The following is a 19,545-nucleotide window of genomic DNA, read 5'->3' as shown; positions in this document are numbered from 1 at the left end:
CTACCACCGTGTTTCCACGCGCCGCACCGCGGCCGTCTCTCCCAAAGGACTTCTCATGATCCGCAATACCGCTCTTGTCCTGGCCATCGCGGCCGCCACCCTGTCGATGCCGGCCCACGCCGGCCTGGGCAAGCTGAAGGATCTGGCCGGCTCCACCTCCGGTTCTTCCAGCAGCAGCGCCTCCAGCGCTGCCGCGCCGAACGAAGCCGCGCAGGAAGCACTGGTGCGCCGTTTCGTCACCTCGCAGTCGCACTCGCTGCAGGCCCAGACCTCGTTCGCCCGCGCCTTCGGCCTGGCCGAGCAGGTGCAGCTGCTGGAAGCCGAGCGCCAGGCGCTGTCGTCGGGTTCGGTCAGCGTTGATGCGATGAAGAAGTCGGTCTCGGTCAGCGAAGCCGCCCAGGCCGCGATCAACGAGCGCCAGGCCGCGCAGCCGGAACTCAATGCCGAATCCAAGCAGCACTATGCCGAAGGCGTGGTCTCGCTGCTGGCCTCGGCCGCCGAAGCGCAGAAGCTGGGTGGTGAAGCCAGCAACTTCACCGCGGGCATGAAGAACCTGGGCGCAACCCAGCTGGCCACCGTCGGCCGCAAGCTGGCCGCCGGTGCCTGGGTGGCCAAGGAATCGCCGGGCTTCATCCAGGGCCTGTACGGCTCGACCAAGTCGGCCGTGACCTTTGCCAAGAAGAGCAAGGTGAAGGTGCCGTCCAACGCTGACTCGATGCTGGGCCAGCTGGACAAGATGAACTGATCCGAGGGCAATCCCCATGCGTACGACCTCCCGTTTGATCGGTCTGGGCCTGGCCACGGTGCTGCTTGCAGCCTGTGGCAAGCAGGACACCCCGGCCGCCGATGCGCCCACACCCGCCAAGGACAAGGCAACCAGTGCACTGGCCAGCAATGCGCCAGTGGAAGCAGCGCCCCTGCGTGGCACGCCGGATTTCGGCGGCACCACCCAGGTCGCGCGCGAGGCCGATGGCATCGGCAGCACCCCGGAACTGGCGGTGCTGGCGGCGCTGCAGTCGGCGGTGGCGCAGGTCAACGGCGTACGCGTGGCCAGCCAGATGCAGAGCCTGCGTGCAGGCCTGCATGTGGATGTGGATGACGAACACGTCGGCGATATCCGCGCCGACGCGTTCACCCAGCAGATGATCGCCGGCTCGCAGGGCGCGGTGCTGGGCTATGAAATCCTGTCGCAGGAGGAAGTGCGGCAGCTGGACGAGGAAACCATCGCCCGCGTGCGCGCCAGTGACGAGGGCTGGAGCTTCAAGGGGTCAGCGTCGGCCAATGCCTCCGGGCAGGCCTCGCTCAAGGCTTCCGATGGCAGTGGCTCGGCCTCGGCCAGTTACAAGGAAAGCTACGAGGAGAAGATCAACGTCGACGCCAAGCGTGGCGCCAGTTCCTTCGACTCCGATGTCACCCACCGCAGCATGCGCAGCTACTGGAAGGTGCGCGTGCGTGCCCAGATCGCCCAGTACCGCGCACCGGACGAGCAGGGCAAGCCGAAGATCGTGGTCGCGTTGCCGCGTACCAAGGCCGGCAGCTATGCCGTGGGCGATGGCCGCGTGAGTGCCGACGAAGTGGCCGACGCGATCCGTGCGCGCCTGTCCGACACGCTGACCCAGACCCAGCGCTTCATCGTGCTGGACCGCGAGTTCGGCGACGAACTGCAGGCCGAGATCGACCACATCAACAGTGGCAACGTACGCCTGCAGGACACCGCGCGCGTGGGCCAGCAGCTGGCGACCGACCTGATCCTGATCCCGACCATCGAACGTTTCGAGTACCCGCGCAGCGTGCGCAACCTGCGCATGTCCGATCGCCAGGTGACCTCGTACTCCGGTGGCGGCCGTATCACCCTGCGCCTGATCAACGCCACCACCGGCCAGGTGGTGATGTCCGACAGCTTCGACCACCAGCTGGCTTCCACGGGCCCGAGCACCCTGCCGCGGGTGGTCAACGGCCGCAACATGGCGGCGGCGATGATGGAATCGCTGTCCGGCCAGATCGGCACCACGATCGTCACCACGCTGTTCCCGGTATCGGTGGTCTCGGTGGACGGTGACCAGGTGGTGTTGAGCCAGGGCGGCGAAACGCTGCAGGCCGGCCAGCGCTGGCAGGCCGTGCGCCTGGGCGAGGAACTGAAGGACCCGCAGACCGGCCGCTCGCTGGGCCGCAGCGAGCATCCGTGCTGCACCATCCGCATTGACCGGGTGGCCGCACAGACCTCCTACGGCACCCTTGAAGATGGCGTCGACGCGATGCGCGGCGGCTTCCGCCCGGGCCAGATCGAACTGCGCCAGAAGCTGGGCAGCAAGCCGGCTGCCGGCGCGACCGCTTCGGCTGCCCCTGCTGCTGCCGCACGCCCGGCTGCCAAGCCGAAGCCCAAGCCCGCCGCCGCCCCGGCCGAAGACCCGAACTGGTAACACGCTGAAAAAGGGGACGGAGGGGATTAAGCCGTATCTGGCCTGTGCCAGAAGCGCCTTAATCCCCTCCGTCCCCTTTTTGTTTCGGCGGAGCGACAGCGCGCAGACGGTGGCGCGTACCCTGGTCGAACCGCTTACACTCCAGAAGGATTTCCCTGCTGGAGAGAGCAATGAAGCGAGTAGTACTGGGCGTGTTGGCCCTGTCGGTGTCCAGCGCACTGATGGCGGCCACCCCGAAATTCGATGGCGCGCGGATCTCCGCTGACGTCAAGGAACTGGCCTCCGACGCCTACGAAGGCCGCTCGCCGGCCACCGCTGGCGAAGAGAAGACCATCGCTTATCTCAGCAAGCAGTTCGCCGATGCCGGCCTGCAGCCGGGCGGCGACCTCAAGGATGGCAAGCGTCTGTGGACCCAGGCCGTGCCGCTACGCAAGGGCGACATCGTCGGCGCGCCGCAGCTGGCGTTGCACCAGGCTGGCAAGACCATCGCGCTGGAGCAGGGCAAGCAGATCGCCGTGCGCGCGGCCATGAACGGCGCCAGCAACGTCGACATCAGCAAGGCGCCGCTGGTATTCCTCGGTTATGGCGTGAAGGCACCGGAGCGCAACTGGGATGACTTCAAGGGCGTGGACCTGAAGGGCAAGATCGCCGTCGTGCTGATCAACGACCCGGACTTCGAGACCGGCCAGGGCGATTTCGACGGCAAGGGCATGACCTACTACGGCCGTTGGACCTACAAGTACGAGGAAGGCGCCCGCCAGGGCGCGCTGGGCGTGCTGATCGTGCACGAGACCGCACCGGCCTCGTACGGCTGGGCCACCGTGGCCGGCTCCAACACCAACACCATGTTCGACGTGGTGCGCGACAACCCCGCCGACAGCCATCCGCTGCTGGAAGGCTGGATCCAGCGCGACCTGGCGGTGGAGCTGTTCCGCTCGGCCGGGCAGGACTTCGAAGCGCTGAAGAAGAAAGCGCAGCAGCGCGATTTCACCCCGGTGCCGTTGACCGGCGCCAGCCTGGACGCGAAGTATGCGGTGAAGACCGAAGTGATCACCTCGCACAACGTGGCCGCGCGCCTGGAGGGCACCCGCCATCCGGACGAAACGATCATCTACAGCGCGCACTGGGACCACATCGGTGTGGGCGAGCCGGATGCGCGCGGCGACCGCATCTTCAATGGTGCGCTGGACAACGCCAGTGGTACGGCCTCGTTGGTCGAACTGGCCCGCGGTTTCGCCAAGGCCAAGCGTCCCGAGCGTTCGGTGCTGTTCCTGGCCGTCACCGCCGAGGAGAAGGGTCTGCTGGGTTCGGAGTATTACGCCACCCACCCGCTGTATCCGCTGGAAAAGACCGTGGCCGTGATCAACATGGACGGCATGGCGCCGTTCGGCCCGTCGCGTGATTTCGGCATCTACGGCGCGGCACGCTTCGAGCTGCTGGACCAGCTGAAGGACGTGGCCAAGGGCTGGGACATCCGCTACACCCCGGACCCGAAGCCGGAAGCCGGCCTGTTCTTCCGCTCCGATCACTTCCCGTTTGCCAAGCGTGGTGTGCCGGCGCTGTCCTGGTCGGCCGGCCAGGACTGGGTGGACGGTGGCGTGGCGGCAGGCAAGAAGGCCTCGGAGGACTACACCGCCAAGCGTTACCACCAGCAGGGCGACGAATGGCAGCCGGACTGGGTGTTTGCCGGTGCCGCCCGCGACCTGGAAGTGCTGTACACGCTGGGCAACCAGTTGGCCAATTCGCGCAGCTGGCCGAACTGGAGCAAGGACGAGTCGTTCCGCACCGTGCGTGACGCCAGCGCCGACCAGCGCAAGTAAGGGAAAGCGGGGCTCCGCCCCGCCACCCCTGGTAGCGCCGGGCCATGCCCGGCGTTTCCCCACGGGCTTCCATCGCCGCTTTCCGACCCTTCGTCGCAGCCCGCTTGTTTGCCCGGCGGGCCGCTCTATGCTCGGCTCACCCCCTTCCTCCCAGGCGCCGCCGTGTTCGCCAGCCTCTCCCTCCTGTTCCGTCACCTGCTGGCCTGGGCCGCGGCGCTGGTCGTCGCTGGCATGGTCTGGAGCGGCATCTTCAGCGGCATGAACGACGGCCCGGGCTGGATCTTCGGCCTGCTGGCGATGTTCCTGATGATTTCCGCGCTGGGCAGCGCGATCACCCACATGCGCCGGGTCTGGCTGGTCGCCGGCCGGCTGGATGCGACCACGCTGTCCGGGCGCCAGCGCCGCCAGGTGGAACTGCCGATGGATGCCGGCCAGGCCTTCGCCGTTGTTGAAGCCGCCATCGCCGAGCTGCCGCGCGTGGAAGACGTGGAGAGCTCGGCCGGCAGCCTGCAGGTGCGCGCCTACGTGCGCCGTGTCGATCCCTGGAACGGCCGGCAGCCATCGCGCTGGAACCTGCCGGCACGGCTGGCGATCAAGCGCAACAGCGTGCTGGCCACGGTCACGCCGGGGCAGGGCACCAGCACCGTCACCCTGCTGTTCGAACCCGATGCCGGCTGGTGGGCCGATCTGCTGGCGCTGGATGAGGGCAGCAACTACGAGAATGCCGAGGCGGTCACCCGTGCCATCAGCCGCCACGTTGCCGATCAGCGCCGCGACGAGCAGGCCGCGGCCGAACAGACCCAGGTGGAGAAGGAACTGTCGGTGGCACGCCTGAGCCTGCTGCACGCGCAGGTGGAACCGCATTTCCTCTACAACACACTGGCCAATGCGCAGGTGCTGACCCGTACCGACCCGGCGCGCGCCGAGCAGATGCTCGGTCATCTGATCCAGTACCTGCGCAGCTCGCTGCCGCAGGTGGATGAATCGGTGTCCACGCTGGGCGTGGAGCTGGAGCGCACCCGCGCCTACCTGGAGATCCTGCGCATCCGCATGGGCGCGCGGTTGGCGGTGGAGGTGCAGGTACCGAACGAACTGCTTGGCGTGCACCTGCCGGCGATGGCGTTGCAGACGCTGGTGGAGAACGCGATCAAGCACGGCCTGGAACCCAAGCCCGGCGGTGGCACGATCTGGATCCTGGCACGCGGCTTCGACGACCACGTGACCGTGACCGTGGCCGACGACGGCCTGGGCTTCGGCCAGGGCACCAGCGGCACCGGCATCGGCTTGAAGAACCTGCGCGAGCGCCTGCGCCTGACCTGCGGTGAGCAGTCCGGTGTGGCGATCGTGGCCAACTTCCCCAGTGGCGTGGCCGCGACCATGACCCTGCCGCAGCCGCACAAGGAGCGCAGCCATGCCGCTTGAAGCCCTGATTGCCGAAGACGAGGAACTGCTGCGGCAGTCGCTGGTGGAACAGCTGGGCCGGCTGTGGCCGGATCTGAAGCTGGTGGCCGAATGCGAGGATGGCGCCAGCGCACTGGAGCAGCTGTCCGAGACGCAGCCGGACATCGCCTTTCTCGATATCCGCATGCCTGGCATCAGCGGCATCGAGGTGGCGCGTGCGCTGTCCGAGCTGAGTCCACGCACCCAGGTGGTGTTCGTTACTGCCTACGACCAGTACGCCATTGACGCCTTCGAGCAGGGGGCGATGGATTACCTGCTGAAACCGGTCAGCGACGAACGCCTGCTGGCGACCCGCGAGCGCATCCTGTCGCGGCTGCCATCGGCGCGACAGGACGATGCGGTGCTTGAACGCCTGCTGCAGCGTCTGGGACCCACGCAGGGGAACGCGGAACGTCCGCCGCTGGCCTGGATCACCGCCAGCAACGGCCGCGAGACGCAGCTGATCATGCTCGAAGATGTGGCCTACTTCCGCGCCGACAACAAGTACACCACCGTGGTCACCGCTGCGGGTGAGAGCCTGCTGCGCACGCCGCTGCGCGAGCTGCTGGAAGTGCTTGATCCGCAGCACTTCCGCCAGATCCACCGTTCGACCATCGTCAACATGAAGGCGGTGGCGGCGGTGAGCCGTGACGATACCGGGCGCGGCGTGCTGCGCCTGCGTGGACGTACGGAGACGCTGGTTGTCAGCCAGCCATTCATGAGCCTGTTCCGCGGCATGTAGCCGCAGCTACATCCCCCTTGCACCGAGGAATGAACATGCCCCGTCTGCTGATTGCGTGCGTCGTCGTGCTGGCGCTGGCCGGCTGCGAAAAATCCCGCAACACCTCGATCACCCGCACCCAGGCCAACGGCGTGGATACGCTGTACAGCAAGGGTACCGTCGTCGATGGCGAGGCGCGCTTCCAGTGCATTGCCAGCAGTAGTGGCGCCTGCCGCTACCTGGTGCTTGATCCATCCTGCAGCCCCGAAGCCGCGTGCGCTACACCGCCGCTGCGCCGGTTCGCGGTTGCAGCAGGCAGGACCGAGGCCATGCGTGGTCTGCCCAACGGCTTCCGCCAATGCGTCAGCCAGGACCCGATAGAACAATGCCACCGTGAGTGATCACGGTGGCATTGTGGACCCCCCCGTTTTCCTGAGGGTCAGTAGGCAGGTTGCAGCGTCAGTTCGTGATGGTGTTCGGTCTCGCCCACATGGTTCAGCCGGCCGACCAGTTCGGAGTGCTGCTTCATGCGGCCGATCTCGGTCATGATGCGGATGTCCTCATGGCGCAGTTCGCGCTTGGCGGTGACCGCCTGCTTGTAGTCCAGCACTTCCGGGTAGTGCTCGGCCAGGTCCAGCGCCTCGGCGACGTGCTCGACGCTGTCCGCCTTGGAGCTGATACGTGCACGGCTGTTGAACGCCTTCATCCAGCGCTCGAAACCCGCAGTGCGGTCGAACATGTTGGCCATGAACCAGATCACGAACAGGATCGAGATCCACGAGCCGAACACCACGACCACACGGGTGAAGGTGATGTGGTAGTCGTCGCGCCACAGGTAGTTGGTGATAAGCCCGAGGATCAGCAACGAGGCCGCCTGCCAGCCAACGATCGAAGCAATCAGCCACTGGCACTTGGCCTGGGCCAGCACAGCCACTTCATCGCGGATCTGCTGCTCGCTGAGGTTGCGCCAGTGCGCGACCTGTTTATCGAACGGGCTGTTGTAGAGCTCGTTGTCGCGAAGCAGTAGTCCCAAACCCTTGAACAAAGCAATCATGGCTGGCTCCTTGTGGAACGTGCGTCGATCAGCGTTGGACGGTGTGGCGGGTTCAGTTCTAGCACTTCCAGCGAGCCGTGCAATGGGCGTTATGCCAAGTGCCGTAAGGGTTTTGTCTGAATGGGTGAATGTTGCTGCGGCGCAACATCGTGGTGGCGGCCTGCGACAAGATGTCGCAGGGTGAAACGTGCTGCGGCTGCACATGAAACCGTGGCTGAGCACCGAGGCTCGCCGTCGGCGTCGTGATCACCCAGAATCAGGACCGACCGCGCAGCCTGCGGCCGTTCTTCCGCCTCTTCTGGATCTGTGATGCCGGCTCTGCTGCAGCGTTTGTCCCGCCCCGTCACCGCGCCAATCCGGCGCTGGGTGCTGGAGGCCTTTCCCCGAGGCCAGAGTGGCATCGATTACGACCATCCCCCGGGTGATCCGGGGTGGTTCGGCCCGGACAGTGTGACCTGGCGCCTGCACGCCGAATTGCCCTCGATGCTGGCGGGAGGGCTGTGTGCGCTGATGCTGCAGACCCTGCACCCGCGGGCGTTGGCCGGTGTCTACGACCACTCCAATTTCCGCCAGGACCTGATCGGCCGCCTGCGCCGTACCACCGCGTTCGTCGCCGGTACCAGCTATGCCCCCTCAGCCGAGGTGGATGCATTGGTGGCCAAGGTGCGCCGCATCCACGCGCAGATCCGCGGCCAGACTGCGCAGGGCGAGGCCTACGCCGCCGACGATCCGCAATTGCTGACCTGGGTGCATGTGACCGAAGCGTTCGGGTTCCTGCAGGGCTTCCGCCGCTACGGGCGCGAGGTGCCCGGACACATCGCCGATCGCTACTACGATGAGTACCGCTGCGTGGCCGAAGCACTGGGCGCGTTGGACGTGCCGCGCAGCGAAGCAGAAGTGGCCGCTTACTTCTGTGCACGGCAGCCGGAGCTGTATGTGGATGAGCGCTCGCGCGAGGTGCTGGAGGTACTGTCCGGCGTGCGCCTGCCGGTACCGGTGCCCGGGTTGTCGCGCGAGGTGTTTCTGGGCGCCGGAGCGGCGCTGCTGCCGGACTGGGCCGAAGGCATGCTCGAGCGCACTGGCCGCCAGCGCGCGCAGGCGGCGGCGGCGGCGAAGCTGATGCAGGGCATGGCGCCGTTGTTCCGCCGCGCGCTGCCCGATGGCCTGGCCAGCCGCGCCTGCGCGCGCATGGATGTGCCGGTGGAAATCCTTCGCGAGTGGCCGGCCGCGCGTTGGTAGATGCCAACGTTGGTTGGCACGCCTTTCGCGCAGGGCCTCACCCACGCATGGCGTGGATTCCACAGAAGTGCCAACCACGGTTGGCAGCTACCGGAACATGAAACGGGCGCCTTGCGGCGCCCGTTCCGGTTACATCACCACACCTTGACCCGCTTGTCCGGGGCCAGGTACAGCTTCTGGCCTTCCTTTACTTCGAATGCCGGGTACCAGGCGTCGATGTTGCGCACGGTCAGTGCACGGAACTGGCCCGGTGCGTGCACGTCGGTCAGCAGCGAGTTGCGCAGCGCCTGCTCGCGGCTCTTGCTGCGCCAGGCCTGGGCAAAGCCGAGGAAGAAGCGCTGGTCCGGGCTGAAGCCTTCCAGGGTCTGGCCCGGCTTGCCCTGCAGCGAAAGCTGGTAGGCATCGTAGGCGGTGCCAAGGCCGGCCACGTCGGCGATGTTCTCGCCCAGGGTCAGCTTCCCGTTCACATGCACGCCCGGGAACGGTTCGTAGCTGCTGAACTGCGCGGCCAGCGCGTCACCTGCGGCGTTGAACTGCTTCAGGTCTTCGGCGGTCCACCAGTTGTGCAGCTTGCCGGTTTCATCGAACAGCGCGCCAGCGTTGTCGAAGCCATGGCTGATCTCGTGGCCGATCACCGCGCCGATCGCACCGTAGTTCACTGCGTCATCGGCGGCACCGTCGAAGAACGGCGGCTGCAGGATCGCGGCCGGGAACACCAGGCGGTTCTCCAGCGGCACGTTCATCGCATTGATGGTCTGCGGCAGCATCGCCCACTCGCTGTGATCGACCGGCTTGCCCAGCTTGGCGATGTTGCGCTGGTACTCGAACAGCTCGGCGCGCTGCGCATTGCCCAGCGCATCATCGCGGCGGATCTCCAGGCCGGTGTAGTCGCGCCACTTCTCCGGATAGCCCATGCCCACGGTCAGGCCGGCCACCTTGGCCTTGGCGTGCGCCTTGGTCTGCGGTGACATCCACGACAGTGCATCGATGCGCTTGGCGAAGGCGGCGATGATGTTCTTCGCCATCTCGTCCGCGCGTTCCTTGGTCTTGGCGTCGAAGTGCTTCTCGACGTAGCGCTTGCCGATGGCTTCGCCGACGGCATGATTGGCATCGTCCACCGCGCGCTTCCAGCGGTCGCTCTGCTGCGGCGTGCCGCTCAACGCGGTGCCGTGGAAGGCGAAACGGGCATCGGCGAACTTCTTCGGCAGGTAGGCGGCAGCACGATCCAGAGCGTGGAAGGCCAGGTAGTCCTTCCATACCTCCAGCGGCTCGGTGGCGACCAGCTTGGACAGGCCGGCCACGGCCTTGGGCTGCCACACGATGAAGTCCTGCTGGTCGCCCAACGCAGCCGCATCCAGGAAGGCGTTCCAATCCATGCCCGGAGCCTTGGCATTGAAGTCGGCCTGGGTCCACGGGTTGGCGCCCTTGCTCACATCGTTGGTTTCTTCCTGGCTGGCGTGCGCCTGCGCGATCTTCGTTTCCAGCGCGAGGATGCGCTGTGCCTTGCCGGCCGGATCGGCGACACCGGCCAGCTGCAGCATCTGCGCGATGTAGGCCTGGTACTGCTTGCGCAGCTCGGCCATGCGGCCATCACCCAGGTAGAAGTCGCGGTCGGGCATGCCCAGGCCACCCTGCACGAGGTACGGCGCGGTGCGGTCCGGCTGCAGCATGTCCACCGACACCCACAGGCCGAACAGGCGGTCGGTGTAGAAGTTGGTGGCGTTGAGCAGATCGACGTCGGCGCGCACTTCGCCGCCGAGGGTGCGGGCCAGGGCGGCCTTGTCGGCGATCGCATCGATCGCCTTCAGTTGCGGCTGCACCGGCGCGACGCCGTGCTGCTCGATGGCGGCCTCGTCCATGTAGGCGGCGTAGTAGTCGCCGATCAGCTTGTCATCACCGCTGGCCTGGGTGTTGCCAGAGGCACCTTCAAGGATGGCGCGGGTGTCGGCCAGGGTCTTCTCGGCGATGACATTGAAGCTGCCGAAGCGCGAGCGGTCGGCGGGGATCTCGGTGTTCTTCACCCAGGTGCCGTTGGCGAAGCCGAAGAAGTCGTCGCCGGCGGCGATGCTGCGGTCCATGCCGCTGGCATCGAAGCCGAAGCTGCCCAGCATCGGCTTGGCCGCAGCGGGGGCGGCATCGGCCGCTGCGGTGGCCGTGGCGGCCGGATCGGCCGGCCGGTCACAGGCGGCCAGGGACAGGCTGGCAACGATGGCCAGCGCCAGGGTGGGACGGCGCAGCTTGGACATGGACTTCTCTTGCAGCGGAAAACCCCAAGTCTAATCCGCTATGGCGCGGCTGGCCGCCCCCGTGCGGGGCCCGCCCTGTGCAGGATCTGGCTGAACGCGCAGACGCGATCTTCACGCCGTCACCGACGTGGTGCATGCTGGCCCCTGGAGCCCTGCGCGGACACGGGGAGGTGGCCATGCAGGACCGGGTCAGGCGTCAAGAATGGCGTCCGCCGGCCGTTGAGGTCGGGGACGTGGAGGATTCGTTCGCGCATGAAGCCAGCCGACTGCACAAGGAAGATCAACCGATGCCCGCGCTGAAACGGGCGTTGGGCCGGCCACTGCGCGCCATCACCTGGGGCGGCGTGCTGCTGGGCGTGCTGCTGGTGACGGGTCTGGTCACCATGCTGGTCAACGACCACCATCGCCGGCTGGAAGCGGCGCAACGGCAGAGCCGCGCGCTGGCGGTGGGCAGCGAGCGGTTGCTGGCGATGGAGCTGCGCAACCTGGAACGGGCGATGTCCGGCATTGCCGCCGATGCCGCCGAAGTGTTCCGCAGCGTGCCTGCGCAGGCACCGGTCCTGCTCGATGCCTCCATTGCCGGTGTGCTGCGCCGCCATGCCGAACTGCACAGCATCGTGGTGCTGGACAGCTACGGCCGTGCACTGACCGCCGGCAAGGGCGACCTGCAGCTGCCGTTGTGGACCGACCCGCTGCGCCGCGGCCAGGGCAGCGCGCTGTACATCGGGCCGCCGTTGCGGGTCAGCGATGGCGGCTGGGTGGTGCCGCTGGCGCTGCCGATGGCCGGCGATCGCTGGCTGCTGGCGCGCCTGCGCTGCGCCGAACTGCAGCGGATTGCCGGCGGCCTTGATGTCGGCCCGCATGGGCTGGTCTCGATCAGCGATGCCGAGGGCTACATGCTGGCCCGCGTGCCTGATCCACACGGCACGGTCGGGCGCCGCTATGACCTGCCACGGCGCGACCTGCTCGGCAAACAGGTCGTGGTCGAGCTGGGCAGCCTGCCCGGTGTGGTCGATGGCGTGCCGCGCATCACCACCATCAGTACGCTCGACCGCAGTCCGCTGGCGGTCCAGGTGGGTCTGGCTGATGAGGACGTGCTGGCGCCGTGGTGGCCCTATCTGCAGGCATCGGTGGCGATCGTGCTGGCTTACGTGGTGGTGCTGCTGGTACTGCTGTATGCCGTGCGCCGCACTACCCGTCGCCAGCAGTCGATGGCCGAAGAGCTGAAGGCGGGCCACGCCGAGCTGCGCCTGGCCCACCAGGTGGGCCGCGTGTGCACCTGGTACGTGGATGAGGACGCGGCGCTGTTGCGCTGGTCGCCGCTGGCGCGTGAGATTTTCGGGGTGCAGACCGATGCATTGCCGGTGGCCGACTTCTTCGCGCGGGTGCACCGCGAAGACACCGCACGCCTGCAGCAGGCCTTCGACCAGGCTTTTGCCGGCGGCGCGGTGCTCGACCAGGTGTTCCGCCTCGTGCTGCCCGGAGGCGAGGTGCGTTGGGTGGGTGCGCGCGGGCAGCGGGTGGAGGTGGCCGACAGCGAGCGACGCATGATCGGTGCATTGACCGATCTGAGCGAGCGTTATCAGGCACGCGAACAGATGAGCGAAGTGGAACGTCGCTTCCGCCTGCTGTTCGATCGCAACCCGGCACCGTTCTGGGTGTTCGACCCGGACACGCTGCGCTTCATCGAGGTCAACGACGCTGCGGTGCGCCAGTACGGCTACAGCCGTGAGGAGTTCCTGGCGATGAGCATCCTCGACATCCGCCCGCGCGAAGGCTGGGAGGAGGTCAAGGGGGCCATTGCCAAGGCCCGCGTCGGCGAGCTGCAGGACGCAGCGGTGCGCCTGCACCGGCGCAAGGACGGCAGCGTGTTCGAAGTGCGCGCGCACCTGTCCAAGTTGGATTTTGACGGCCAGCCGGCGTGTCTGGTGCTGGCCGAGGATGTCAGCGAGCGACTGGCCTACGAGCGTGACCTGGCCTATCAGGCGCGGCATAACCCCGCCACCGGCCTGCTCAACGTACGCGCGCTGACCCAGCAGCTGGACGAGCAGACGGCGGGCTACACCATCGCGTTCGTGCAGCTGCGCGGCCTGCAGCTGGTCGCCGATACGCTGGGCCGCGAGATCGGCGATGCCGTCCTGCAGTCGATGGCAACCCGGCTCGGCGGCCTGGGCGCGCGCTGCGGCACGCTGGCGTTCCAGCCAGCGGAGGACTTCGTGTTCGCCATCGGTGCCGAGCATGACACCCAGCGCGTGCTGGATGACCTGCTGCAGATCGTGTCGGCGCCGATGCGCGGCAAGGATTCGCTGCACCAGTTCGAGCCGCGCGTGGGTGTGGCCGTGCACGTGCCCGGCGATGGCCACCGTGCCGAGCAGGTGATCGGCATGGCGGCCCAGGCCGCGCACGCGGCGCGCGCCGAGGGCAACGTGGTGGTCTGGTTTGATGCAGCGGTGACCACGCGGCTGGCCGACCGCCTGCGCCTGGCCGGGCGCATCCACGCGGCCATCGACAACGAGTTCCAGCTTTACTTCCAGCCGATCCGACATGCCAGCGATGGCAGCCCGGCGGCGCTGGAGGCGCTGCTGCGCTGGCCGCAGGCCGATGGCAGCTTCATTCCCCCCAATGAGTTCATCCAGCTGTGCGAGGAAACCGGATTGATCCTGGCGCTGGGCCGCTGGGTGATCCGTGCGGCCGCCAAGGCGCAGCGGCGACTGGTCGAAGCAGGGTGGGGCGAGTTGCCGATCGCGGTGAATGTCTCGGCCGTGCAGTTCTTCAACAGCGACCTGGTAGCCGAGTTTACCCGCGCCCAGCAGGAGTTCGGCCTGGCTCGCGGCGCGCTGCACGTGGAGCTGACCGAGAGCAGTCTGATGCGCAAGCCGGCGCAGGCGATGCAGACCATGCAGCGCCTGCATGAGCAGGGCATCAGTGTCTCGCTGGATGATTTCGGCACCGGCTATTCCAGCATGTCCTACCTGCAGCACCTGCCGCTGGACATCCTGAAGATCGATCGCAGCTTCGTGGCGGACGTGGAGACCAATCCGCGCAATGCTTCGATCTGTCGTGCCTTGCTGTCGCTGGGCCACAGCATGGGCCTGACCATCATCGCCGAGGGCGTGGAAACGCCGGGGCAGCTGGAATGGCTGGCCGCGCACGGCTGCGACCAGGTGCAGGGGTATCTGCTGGGGCGGCCGGCACCGCTGGAGAAGATCATCGACGCGCTGGATGAAGTCCCTGCCTGAGCGGTAGCGCCGGCCGCGCCCTTACACCCCGGTTTCCACCAGATGGTCGATGAAACTGCGCACCTTCGGCGCCAGGTGGCTGCGGCTGGTGTAGACCGCGAAGATGCCGATCGGTGCCGCCTCCCACTCGGGCAGGATGCGCACCAGGCGGCCATCAGCCAGTGCGTCGTGCAGCAGGAAATCCGGCTGCAGGATCACCCCCATGCCGGCAATCGCCGCTTCGCGCAGGACGTCGCCGTTGTTGGCGTGCAGCAGGCTGCTCACCGCCACCTTCACTTCGCCACCGGGCCCCTGCAGCGGCCAGTGGTCACCGGCGGCCCAGTAGCTGTAGCTCAGGCACGCGTGTGCCTGCAGCTCCTGCGGCGTCTGCGGCGTGCCACGCGCGGCCAGGTAGGACGGCGCGGCGCACAGGCTCACCCGTGATTCGCCCAGGCGGCGCGCGATCAGCGTCGGGCTGGGCTCGCGGGTGATGCGGATGGCCACGTCGTAGCCTTCCTCGACCATGTCCACCAGGCGATCGGACAGCGCCAGATCCAGTTCCACCTGCGGGAAGCGCTGGCGGTAGCTGGCCATCAACGGGCCGAGGCGGGCGATGCCCCAGCTGACCGGCGCGTTGATGCGCAGCGTGCCGGAGGGCTCCAGCGCCTGCGCGCCGATGCTGGCTTCCAGCGCGTCGAACTCGGCCAGCAGGCGCACGCACTGGGCGTAGTAGGCCGCGCCGGTGCTGGTCGGGCTGACCCGGCGCGTGGTGCGGTGGAGCAGGCGGGTGGACAGGCGCTTTTCCAGCGCGGCGACCTGGCGGGTGACCCCGGCAGTGGACAGGTCCAGCGCCTGCGCGGCGGCACTGAAGCCGTTGCGCTCGACCACCGCCACGAATACGCGCATCGCCTCAAGGGTGTCCATTGTTGCGCCTTTTGAAATAAATACGGTCAATCGATCGTATTTATCGGCCTGTGAAGGCGCAATAACCTGTGCCCACTCCCTTCAAGGTGTTTCCCCATGCACACCACGACCGCTCCTGTTTCTTCATTGGCCCCGTATGGCGCCACCCTGCTGCGCCTGGCCCTGGGCGTGCTATTCCTGGTCCACGCGCTGACCAAGCTGCTGGTGTTCACCCCCGCCGGTACCGCTGCCTTCTTCGAATCGATCGGCCTTCCCGGTGCGTTGGGCTACCTCACCATCGCCGTCGAGCTGGCCATCACCGCTGCATTGCTGCTGGGCATCTACGCGCGTTGGGTGGGCCTGATCGGCGTGCCACTGCTGCTGGGCACCATCGTCACCGTGCACGGCGCCAACGGGTTCGGCTTTGCCAACGCCGGCGGCGGCTGGGAGTACCCGGCATTCTGGGCATTGGCGCTGGTGGTGCTGTTCCTGGTCGGTGATGGCAAGTGGGCCCTGCGTTCGCGCTGATCGCCCCCTGATCCTGCAACTGGAGAATTCCATGTCCCGTCTGCCTTCGTTGTACATCTCGCATGGCTCACCGATGACTGCCCTGCATCCGGGCCAGGTCGGCGTGCGGCTGGCCGAGCTGGCGCAGGATCTGCCGACGCCGCGTGCCATCGTGATGGCCTCGGCGCACTGGCTGGGCCGGCAGCCGCTGGTCGGCGCGCACCCACAGCCGCCGACCATCCACGACTTCGGTGGCTTCCCGCGCGCACTGTTCGAACTGCAGTATCCGGCGCCGGGCGACCCGGCGCTAGCCGAAGAGGTGGCCGGCCGCATCGCCGCCGCGGGCCTGCCGGTGGCCATCGACCCGCAGCGTGGCCTCGATCATGGCGCGTGGGTGCCGCTGCGGTTGCTGCGCCCGCAGGCCGACATTCCGGTGGTGCCGGTGTCGATCCAGCCGCTGCTTGGCCCGGAACACCAGTTCGCGCTGGGCCGCGCGCTGGCGCCGCTGCGCGAACAGGGCGTGCTGCTGGTCGGCTCGGGCAGCATCACCCACAACCTGCACGACTGGGGGGACTACCAGGACGGCAAGGAAGCGCCGTACGTGCGCCCCTTCATCGAGTGGGTGGAGCAGCACCTGGCCGCCGACGATCGCCAGGCGCTGTTCGACTATCGCCGGCAGGCGCCGTTCGCCGAGCGCACACATCCGACCGATGAACACCTGCTGCCGCTGTTCTTCGCGATGGGGGCGGCGGGTGAGGGCGGCTTCGGTGCGCGTCGCATCGATGCCGGTATCGATGCCGGTTTCCTGGCCATGGACCTGTACCGCTTCGACGGAACGGCATGAGCCGGGGCTGACGCGCGGCGATCACCGTCGTCGCGCCTGCAGCCGCATGTGGTAGTTTTTTCCGGGTTTCCGGCGCTGGCCCTCGAGCCTCCCCGCGCGCCGCTTCCTGGAAGAAGCATGCATACCATTGAAGTCGTCCTGGCGATGCTGGTGGCCGTTGTCGCCAGCGGCTACCTGGTTCGCGTCCTGCCGTTCTCGTTGCCGCTGCCCCTGGTGCAGATCGGCCTGGGGGCGGTGATCGCCGGGGTGTTCAACCGTGGCCACGCGCTGGAGCCGGAAGTGTTCTTCCTGCTGTTCCTGCCGCCGCTGCTGTTCCTCGATGGCTGGCGCATCCCCAAACAGGGTCTTTTCCGCGACAAGGGCGCCATCCTCGAACTGGCGTTCGGTCTGGTGGTGTTCACCGTCATCGGTGCCGGTCTGCTGATCCACTGGCTGATTCCGGTGATGCCGCTGGCGGTGTGTTTCGCGCTGGCGGCGATCGTCTCGCCGACCGATCCGGTGGCGGTCGGTGCGATCGCTTCCAAGGCGCCGATTCCCAAGCGCCTGATGCACATCCTGGAAGGTGAGTCACTGCTCAATGATGCGTCCGGTCTGGTCTGCTTCCGCTTCGCGGTAGCTGCGGTGATGACCGGCAGCTTCTCGCTGGCCACCGCTTCGCTGACTTTCCTGTGGGTGGCGGTGGCCGGCCTGGTCGTGGGCGTGGCGGTCACTCTGGGTGTGTCCACCTTCCAGCGCTGGCTGTGGCGCCGTTTCGGCGAGGAGCCGGGCGCGGCAATGCTGGTCAACCTGCTCATCCCGTTCGCGGCGTATCTGCTGGCCGAAGAAATCCATGCCTCGGGCATCCTGGCCGCGGTCGCCGCCGGTATCGCGATGAGCTATGTCGAACTCACCGGCCGTGTCTCCGGCAGCATGCGCGTGCAGCGCGCCGGGGTCTGGAACATGCTGCAGTTCAGCTTCAACGGCATCATGTTCGTGTTGCTGGGTGAGCAGCTGCCGGGGATCGTCGAACGCGCCACTACCACCATGAACGAATCCGGCCACCAGAGTGCGTGGTGGCTGCTGGTGTACGTGGTGGTGATCAACCTGGCGCTGATCACGCTGCGCCTGCTGTGGGTGTGGCTGTCGCTGCGCTGGAACCTGTTGCGCGCGCGGCGCCGCGGCCTGGAGCGGGGCGAGGCACCGAACTGGCGCATCGTGGTGGCCACGTCGGTGGCCGGCGTGCGCGGTGCGATCACCCTGGCCGGTGTGTTGACCCTGCCGCTGTTCCTGCCTGATGGCAGTGCGTTCCCGGCCCGTGACCTGGTGATCTTCCTGGCCGCGGCGGTGATCCTGTTCTCGCTGATCGGCGCCAGCGTGGCGCTGCCGCAGCTGCTGAAGGGCCTGCAGCTGCCGGCCGATTCGGGTGAGCGCAAGGAAGAGGACCTGGCCCGCCGGCTGTCCTCGAAGGCTGCGCTGGCCGGGGTCGAGCGCATGCGCCAGCAGCTGGTGATGAACCAGAACACCGAGAACGTGCAGCTGTACAACGACGCCGCCTCACGGGTGAGCCTGCTCTACCAGCGCCATCTGGAGAAGGACAACGACGGGCCCGACGTGGACCCGGAGAAAGTGCGGCGCATGGAGCTGGGCTATCGCCAGCTGCGCAGCGCCGGCCTGGATTCCGAGCGCGAGGAGCTGTTCCGGCTGACCCGGCGCGGGGTGATCTCCGATGAGATCTCGCGGCGCCTGATCCGCAACCTCGACCTGCTGGAATCGCGCAAGCGCGAATGACCGGTATGCCGACCGGTATGCCGACCCCAGGATCCGCCGGGTGGGTGCGGACCTTGGTCCGCACACCTTTTAGCCCTTATTCCGGCTTCGCTTCCAGGAAATACGCCTCGACCTTGCCCTTGACCTTGATGGTCATCGGGTTGCCGCGGCGGTCGCGGGCCTTGCCGGCCTGCACCCGGATCCAGCCTTCGCTGACCGAGTATTCCTCGACGTTGTCGCGCTCGACGTCGTTGAAACGCACGCCGACGCCGCGCTCCAGCGCCTGCGCATCATGGAAGGGGCTGGCCGGATTGATCGCCAGGTGGTCGGGAGGGGTATCGCTCATCGCTTCATTCACAGTGACGGCCACCAAGGCCGGCTTCAGCGGCACAGGATAAACCGTAGAATGCCGGCCTGCCCCAAGGAGTGCCCGCCATGCCCGATAACAGCGACTATTTCGACTTCGAGGAAGACGCCCACGATTTCGACGAGGACGATTTCGAAGCGCGGGTCTGGAACCTGCTGGTGCTGATCAATCCGGGCGACGACGAGCTGGCCCTGCAGCAGTTCAACCGCTGGCGCGAGCACCTGGGCGAGGACGGGCAGCCGCTGGAAGCGGACAGCGACTGGCTGCCGGCCCTGTTCACTGCGATTGCCTGGCAGTCCGGTTTCGAGGTGGAACGCGATGACCTGGAATCGCTGCAGTCGGCCGTGAACGAGCTGTCGGCACGCTTCAACCTGCAGCTGGACTGGGGCGGCGACCTGGATGATGAGGATTTCGCCGCCGACCTGGATGGCGTGCAGCTGATGTCCACTGCCTTCGACCGCCTGCGCGAGCACAACTACACGCTGTGGAGCGTGGACGCGGGCAGCGACGGTTTCACCGGCGTGATGGCGCTGACCCGCGACGATGACGCGATGCTGGCGCTGTGTTCGCTGCTGAACGTGGAAATCCGGCTGGGCAGCGACCCGTTCTGAGCGGGGCAGGTGGGTGCGGAGCCCGCCTATGGGTGGATGCCAACCTTGGTTGGCATGCCCTGTGCCGATGTGCGGACCAAGGTCCGCACCCACCACAGCAAGCGGTAGCCCCCAACGCCTGCCTACGGCCGGTATTGCGCGCGGGCGTTGGCGATCACTGCTTTGACAAGGGCGCGGTCGGCATGCCGGGAAATCGCCCGCGCGCCCAGCACGATTGCCTGCGCACGCAGCTCGGCGGTGACATCGTAGTGGGCACCGCTGGCCTTGTTCTGGAAGGCCCGCAGCGGAATGCCGAGCTGCGCCGCCATCGCGTGCAGCTCGGCCAGGGTGTCGGCCATCAGGTGCGCCCAGCGCTGTCCGCGCCAGGGATGCACCGCGTCATCGACGTAGACCGTCACCGCCGCGGCCG

At 67.3% G+C, this 19,545-nt stretch carries 17 protein-coding genes; 12 read left to right on the top strand and 5 right to left on the bottom strand.

Annotated features, from left to right (window positions below):
- Window positions 1–55: 55 nt before the first annotated feature.
- The 6 genes from ABH900_RS15730 (at window position 56) to ABH900_RS15705 (ending at window position 6,802) form a co-directional block, all read left to right on the top strand.
- The gene (locus ABH900_RS15730) at window positions 56–745 is read left to right on the top strand and encodes a hypothetical protein (RefSeq protein WP_429624074.1); all 690 of its coding nucleotides are present in this window, start codon (window positions 56–58) and stop codon (window positions 743–745) included.
- A gap of 16 nt (window positions 746–761) precedes the next feature.
- Window positions 762–2,420, top strand: coding sequence for a CsgG/HfaB family protein (locus ABH900_RS15725; RefSeq protein WP_429624073.1), 1,659 nt, complete (start codon window positions 762–764; stop codon window positions 2,418–2,420).
- Between the two features lie 170 nt (window positions 2,421–2,590).
- On the top strand, window positions 2,591–4,240 hold the full coding sequence (locus ABH900_RS15720) for a M28 family metallopeptidase (RefSeq protein WP_429624072.1): 1,650 nt from the start codon (window positions 2,591–2,593) through the stop codon (window positions 4,238–4,240).
- 162 nt (window positions 4,241–4,402) lie between these two features.
- Window positions 4,403–5,662: a sensor histidine kinase gene (locus tag ABH900_RS15715; protein ID WP_429624071.1), complete on the top strand. Its 1,260-nt coding sequence runs from the start codon at window positions 4,403–4,405 to the stop codon at window positions 5,660–5,662.
- A complete protein-coding gene (locus tag ABH900_RS15710; protein ID WP_429624069.1) occupies window positions 5,652–6,422 on the top strand; it encodes a LytR/AlgR family response regulator transcription factor in 771 nt (256 codons plus the stop codon). The genes ABH900_RS15715 and ABH900_RS15710 overlap by 11 nt, the downstream gene beginning before the upstream one ends.
- A 35-nt stretch (window positions 6,423–6,457) precedes the next feature.
- Window positions 6,458–6,802, top strand: a complete 345-nt coding sequence (locus ABH900_RS15705) for a hypothetical protein (RefSeq protein WP_429624068.1) — start codon at window positions 6,458–6,460, stop codon at window positions 6,800–6,802.
- A gap of 38 nt (window positions 6,803–6,840) precedes the next feature.
- On the opposite strand, the gene ABH900_RS15700 is transcribed toward ABH900_RS15705, so the two are convergent.
- Window positions 6,841–7,455 carry a hypothetical protein gene (locus ABH900_RS15700; protein WP_429624067.1) on the bottom strand — a complete coding sequence of 205 codons (615 nt, stop codon included), beginning with the start codon at window positions 7,453–7,455 and terminating at the stop codon, window positions 6,841–6,843.
- Window positions 7,456–7,764: 309 nt separating this feature from the next.
- Here ABH900_RS15700 and ABH900_RS15695 point away from each other — a divergent pair, with 309 nt between their 5' ends.
- Window positions 7,765–8,694: an oxygenase MpaB family protein gene (locus ABH900_RS15695; RefSeq protein WP_429624066.1), complete on the top strand. Its 930-nt coding sequence runs from the start codon at window positions 7,765–7,767 to the stop codon at window positions 8,692–8,694.
- A 134-nt stretch (window positions 8,695–8,828) separates the two neighbouring features.
- On the opposite strand, the gene ABH900_RS15690 is transcribed toward ABH900_RS15695, so the two are convergent.
- Window positions 8,829–10,940, bottom strand: coding sequence for a M13 family metallopeptidase (locus ABH900_RS15690; protein WP_429624065.1), 2,112 nt, complete (start codon window positions 10,938–10,940; stop codon window positions 8,829–8,831).
- Between the two features lie 176 nt (window positions 10,941–11,116).
- Here ABH900_RS15690 and ABH900_RS15685 point away from each other — a divergent pair, with 176 nt between their 5' ends.
- Entirely contained in the window at window positions 11,117–14,179 is a 3,063-nt protein-coding gene (locus tag ABH900_RS15685; protein WP_429624064.1) for a bifunctional diguanylate cyclase/phosphodiesterase, read from the top strand.
- A gap of 21 nt (window positions 14,180–14,200) precedes the next feature.
- Here the strand turns inward: ABH900_RS15685 and ABH900_RS15680 are convergent, their stop codons facing one another.
- A complete protein-coding gene (locus ABH900_RS15680) occupies window positions 14,201–15,082 on the bottom strand; it encodes a LysR family transcriptional regulator (RefSeq protein ID WP_429624063.1) in 882 nt (293 codons plus the stop codon).
- Window positions 15,083–15,178: 96 nt separating this feature from the next.
- Between ABH900_RS15680 and ABH900_RS15675 the strand changes: the two genes are divergently transcribed.
- The 3 genes from ABH900_RS15675 (at window position 15,179) to ABH900_RS15665 (ending at window position 18,179) form a co-directional block, all read left to right on the top strand.
- Window positions 15,179–15,589 (top strand): DoxX family protein, encoded by a 411-nt coding sequence (locus ABH900_RS15675; protein ID WP_429624062.1) that lies wholly within the window; start codon window positions 15,179–15,181, stop codon window positions 15,587–15,589.
- A gap of 31 nt (window positions 15,590–15,620) precedes the next feature.
- Window positions 15,621–16,412, top strand: coding sequence for a dioxygenase family protein (locus tag ABH900_RS15670; protein ID WP_429624060.1), 792 nt, complete (start codon window positions 15,621–15,623; stop codon window positions 16,410–16,412).
- 117 nt (window positions 16,413–16,529) lie between these two features.
- Complete coding sequence (locus ABH900_RS15665) at window positions 16,530–18,179, top strand: Na+/H+ antiporter (RefSeq protein ID WP_429624058.1); 1,650 nt, start codon at window positions 16,530–16,532, stop codon at window positions 18,177–18,179.
- A gap of 76 nt (window positions 18,180–18,255) precedes the next feature.
- Here the strand turns inward: ABH900_RS15665 and ABH900_RS15660 are convergent, their stop codons facing one another.
- A complete protein-coding gene (locus ABH900_RS15660) occupies window positions 18,256–18,504 on the bottom strand; it encodes a DUF3297 family protein (protein ID WP_180868872.1) in 249 nt (82 codons plus the stop codon).
- A gap of 89 nt (window positions 18,505–18,593) precedes the next feature.
- On the opposite strand from ABH900_RS15660, the gene ABH900_RS15655 reads away from it, so the two are divergent.
- On the top strand, window positions 18,594–19,136 hold the full coding sequence (locus tag ABH900_RS15655) for a DUF6630 family protein (protein ID WP_429624056.1): 543 nt from the start codon (window positions 18,594–18,596) through the stop codon (window positions 19,134–19,136).
- Window positions 19,137–19,258: 122 nt separating this feature from the next.
- Here ABH900_RS15655 and ABH900_RS15650 read toward each other — a convergent pair whose 3' ends face one another.
- Window positions 19,259–19,534 carry a DUF4031 domain-containing protein gene (locus tag ABH900_RS15650; RefSeq protein WP_429624054.1) on the bottom strand — a complete coding sequence of 92 codons (276 nt, stop codon included), beginning with the start codon at window positions 19,532–19,534 and terminating at the stop codon, window positions 19,259–19,261.
- Window positions 19,535–19,545 lie beyond the last annotated feature (11 nt).

It is taken from the genome of Stenotrophomonas sp. AN71 (genome assembly GCF_050435725.1).
In the GTDB taxonomy this organism is placed as follows: Bacteria; Pseudomonadota; Gammaproteobacteria; order Xanthomonadales; family Xanthomonadaceae; genus Stenotrophomonas.
The sequence above is the reverse complement of the archived record's forward strand: the minus strand, read 5'-3'. Positions and strand labels throughout refer to the sequence as shown.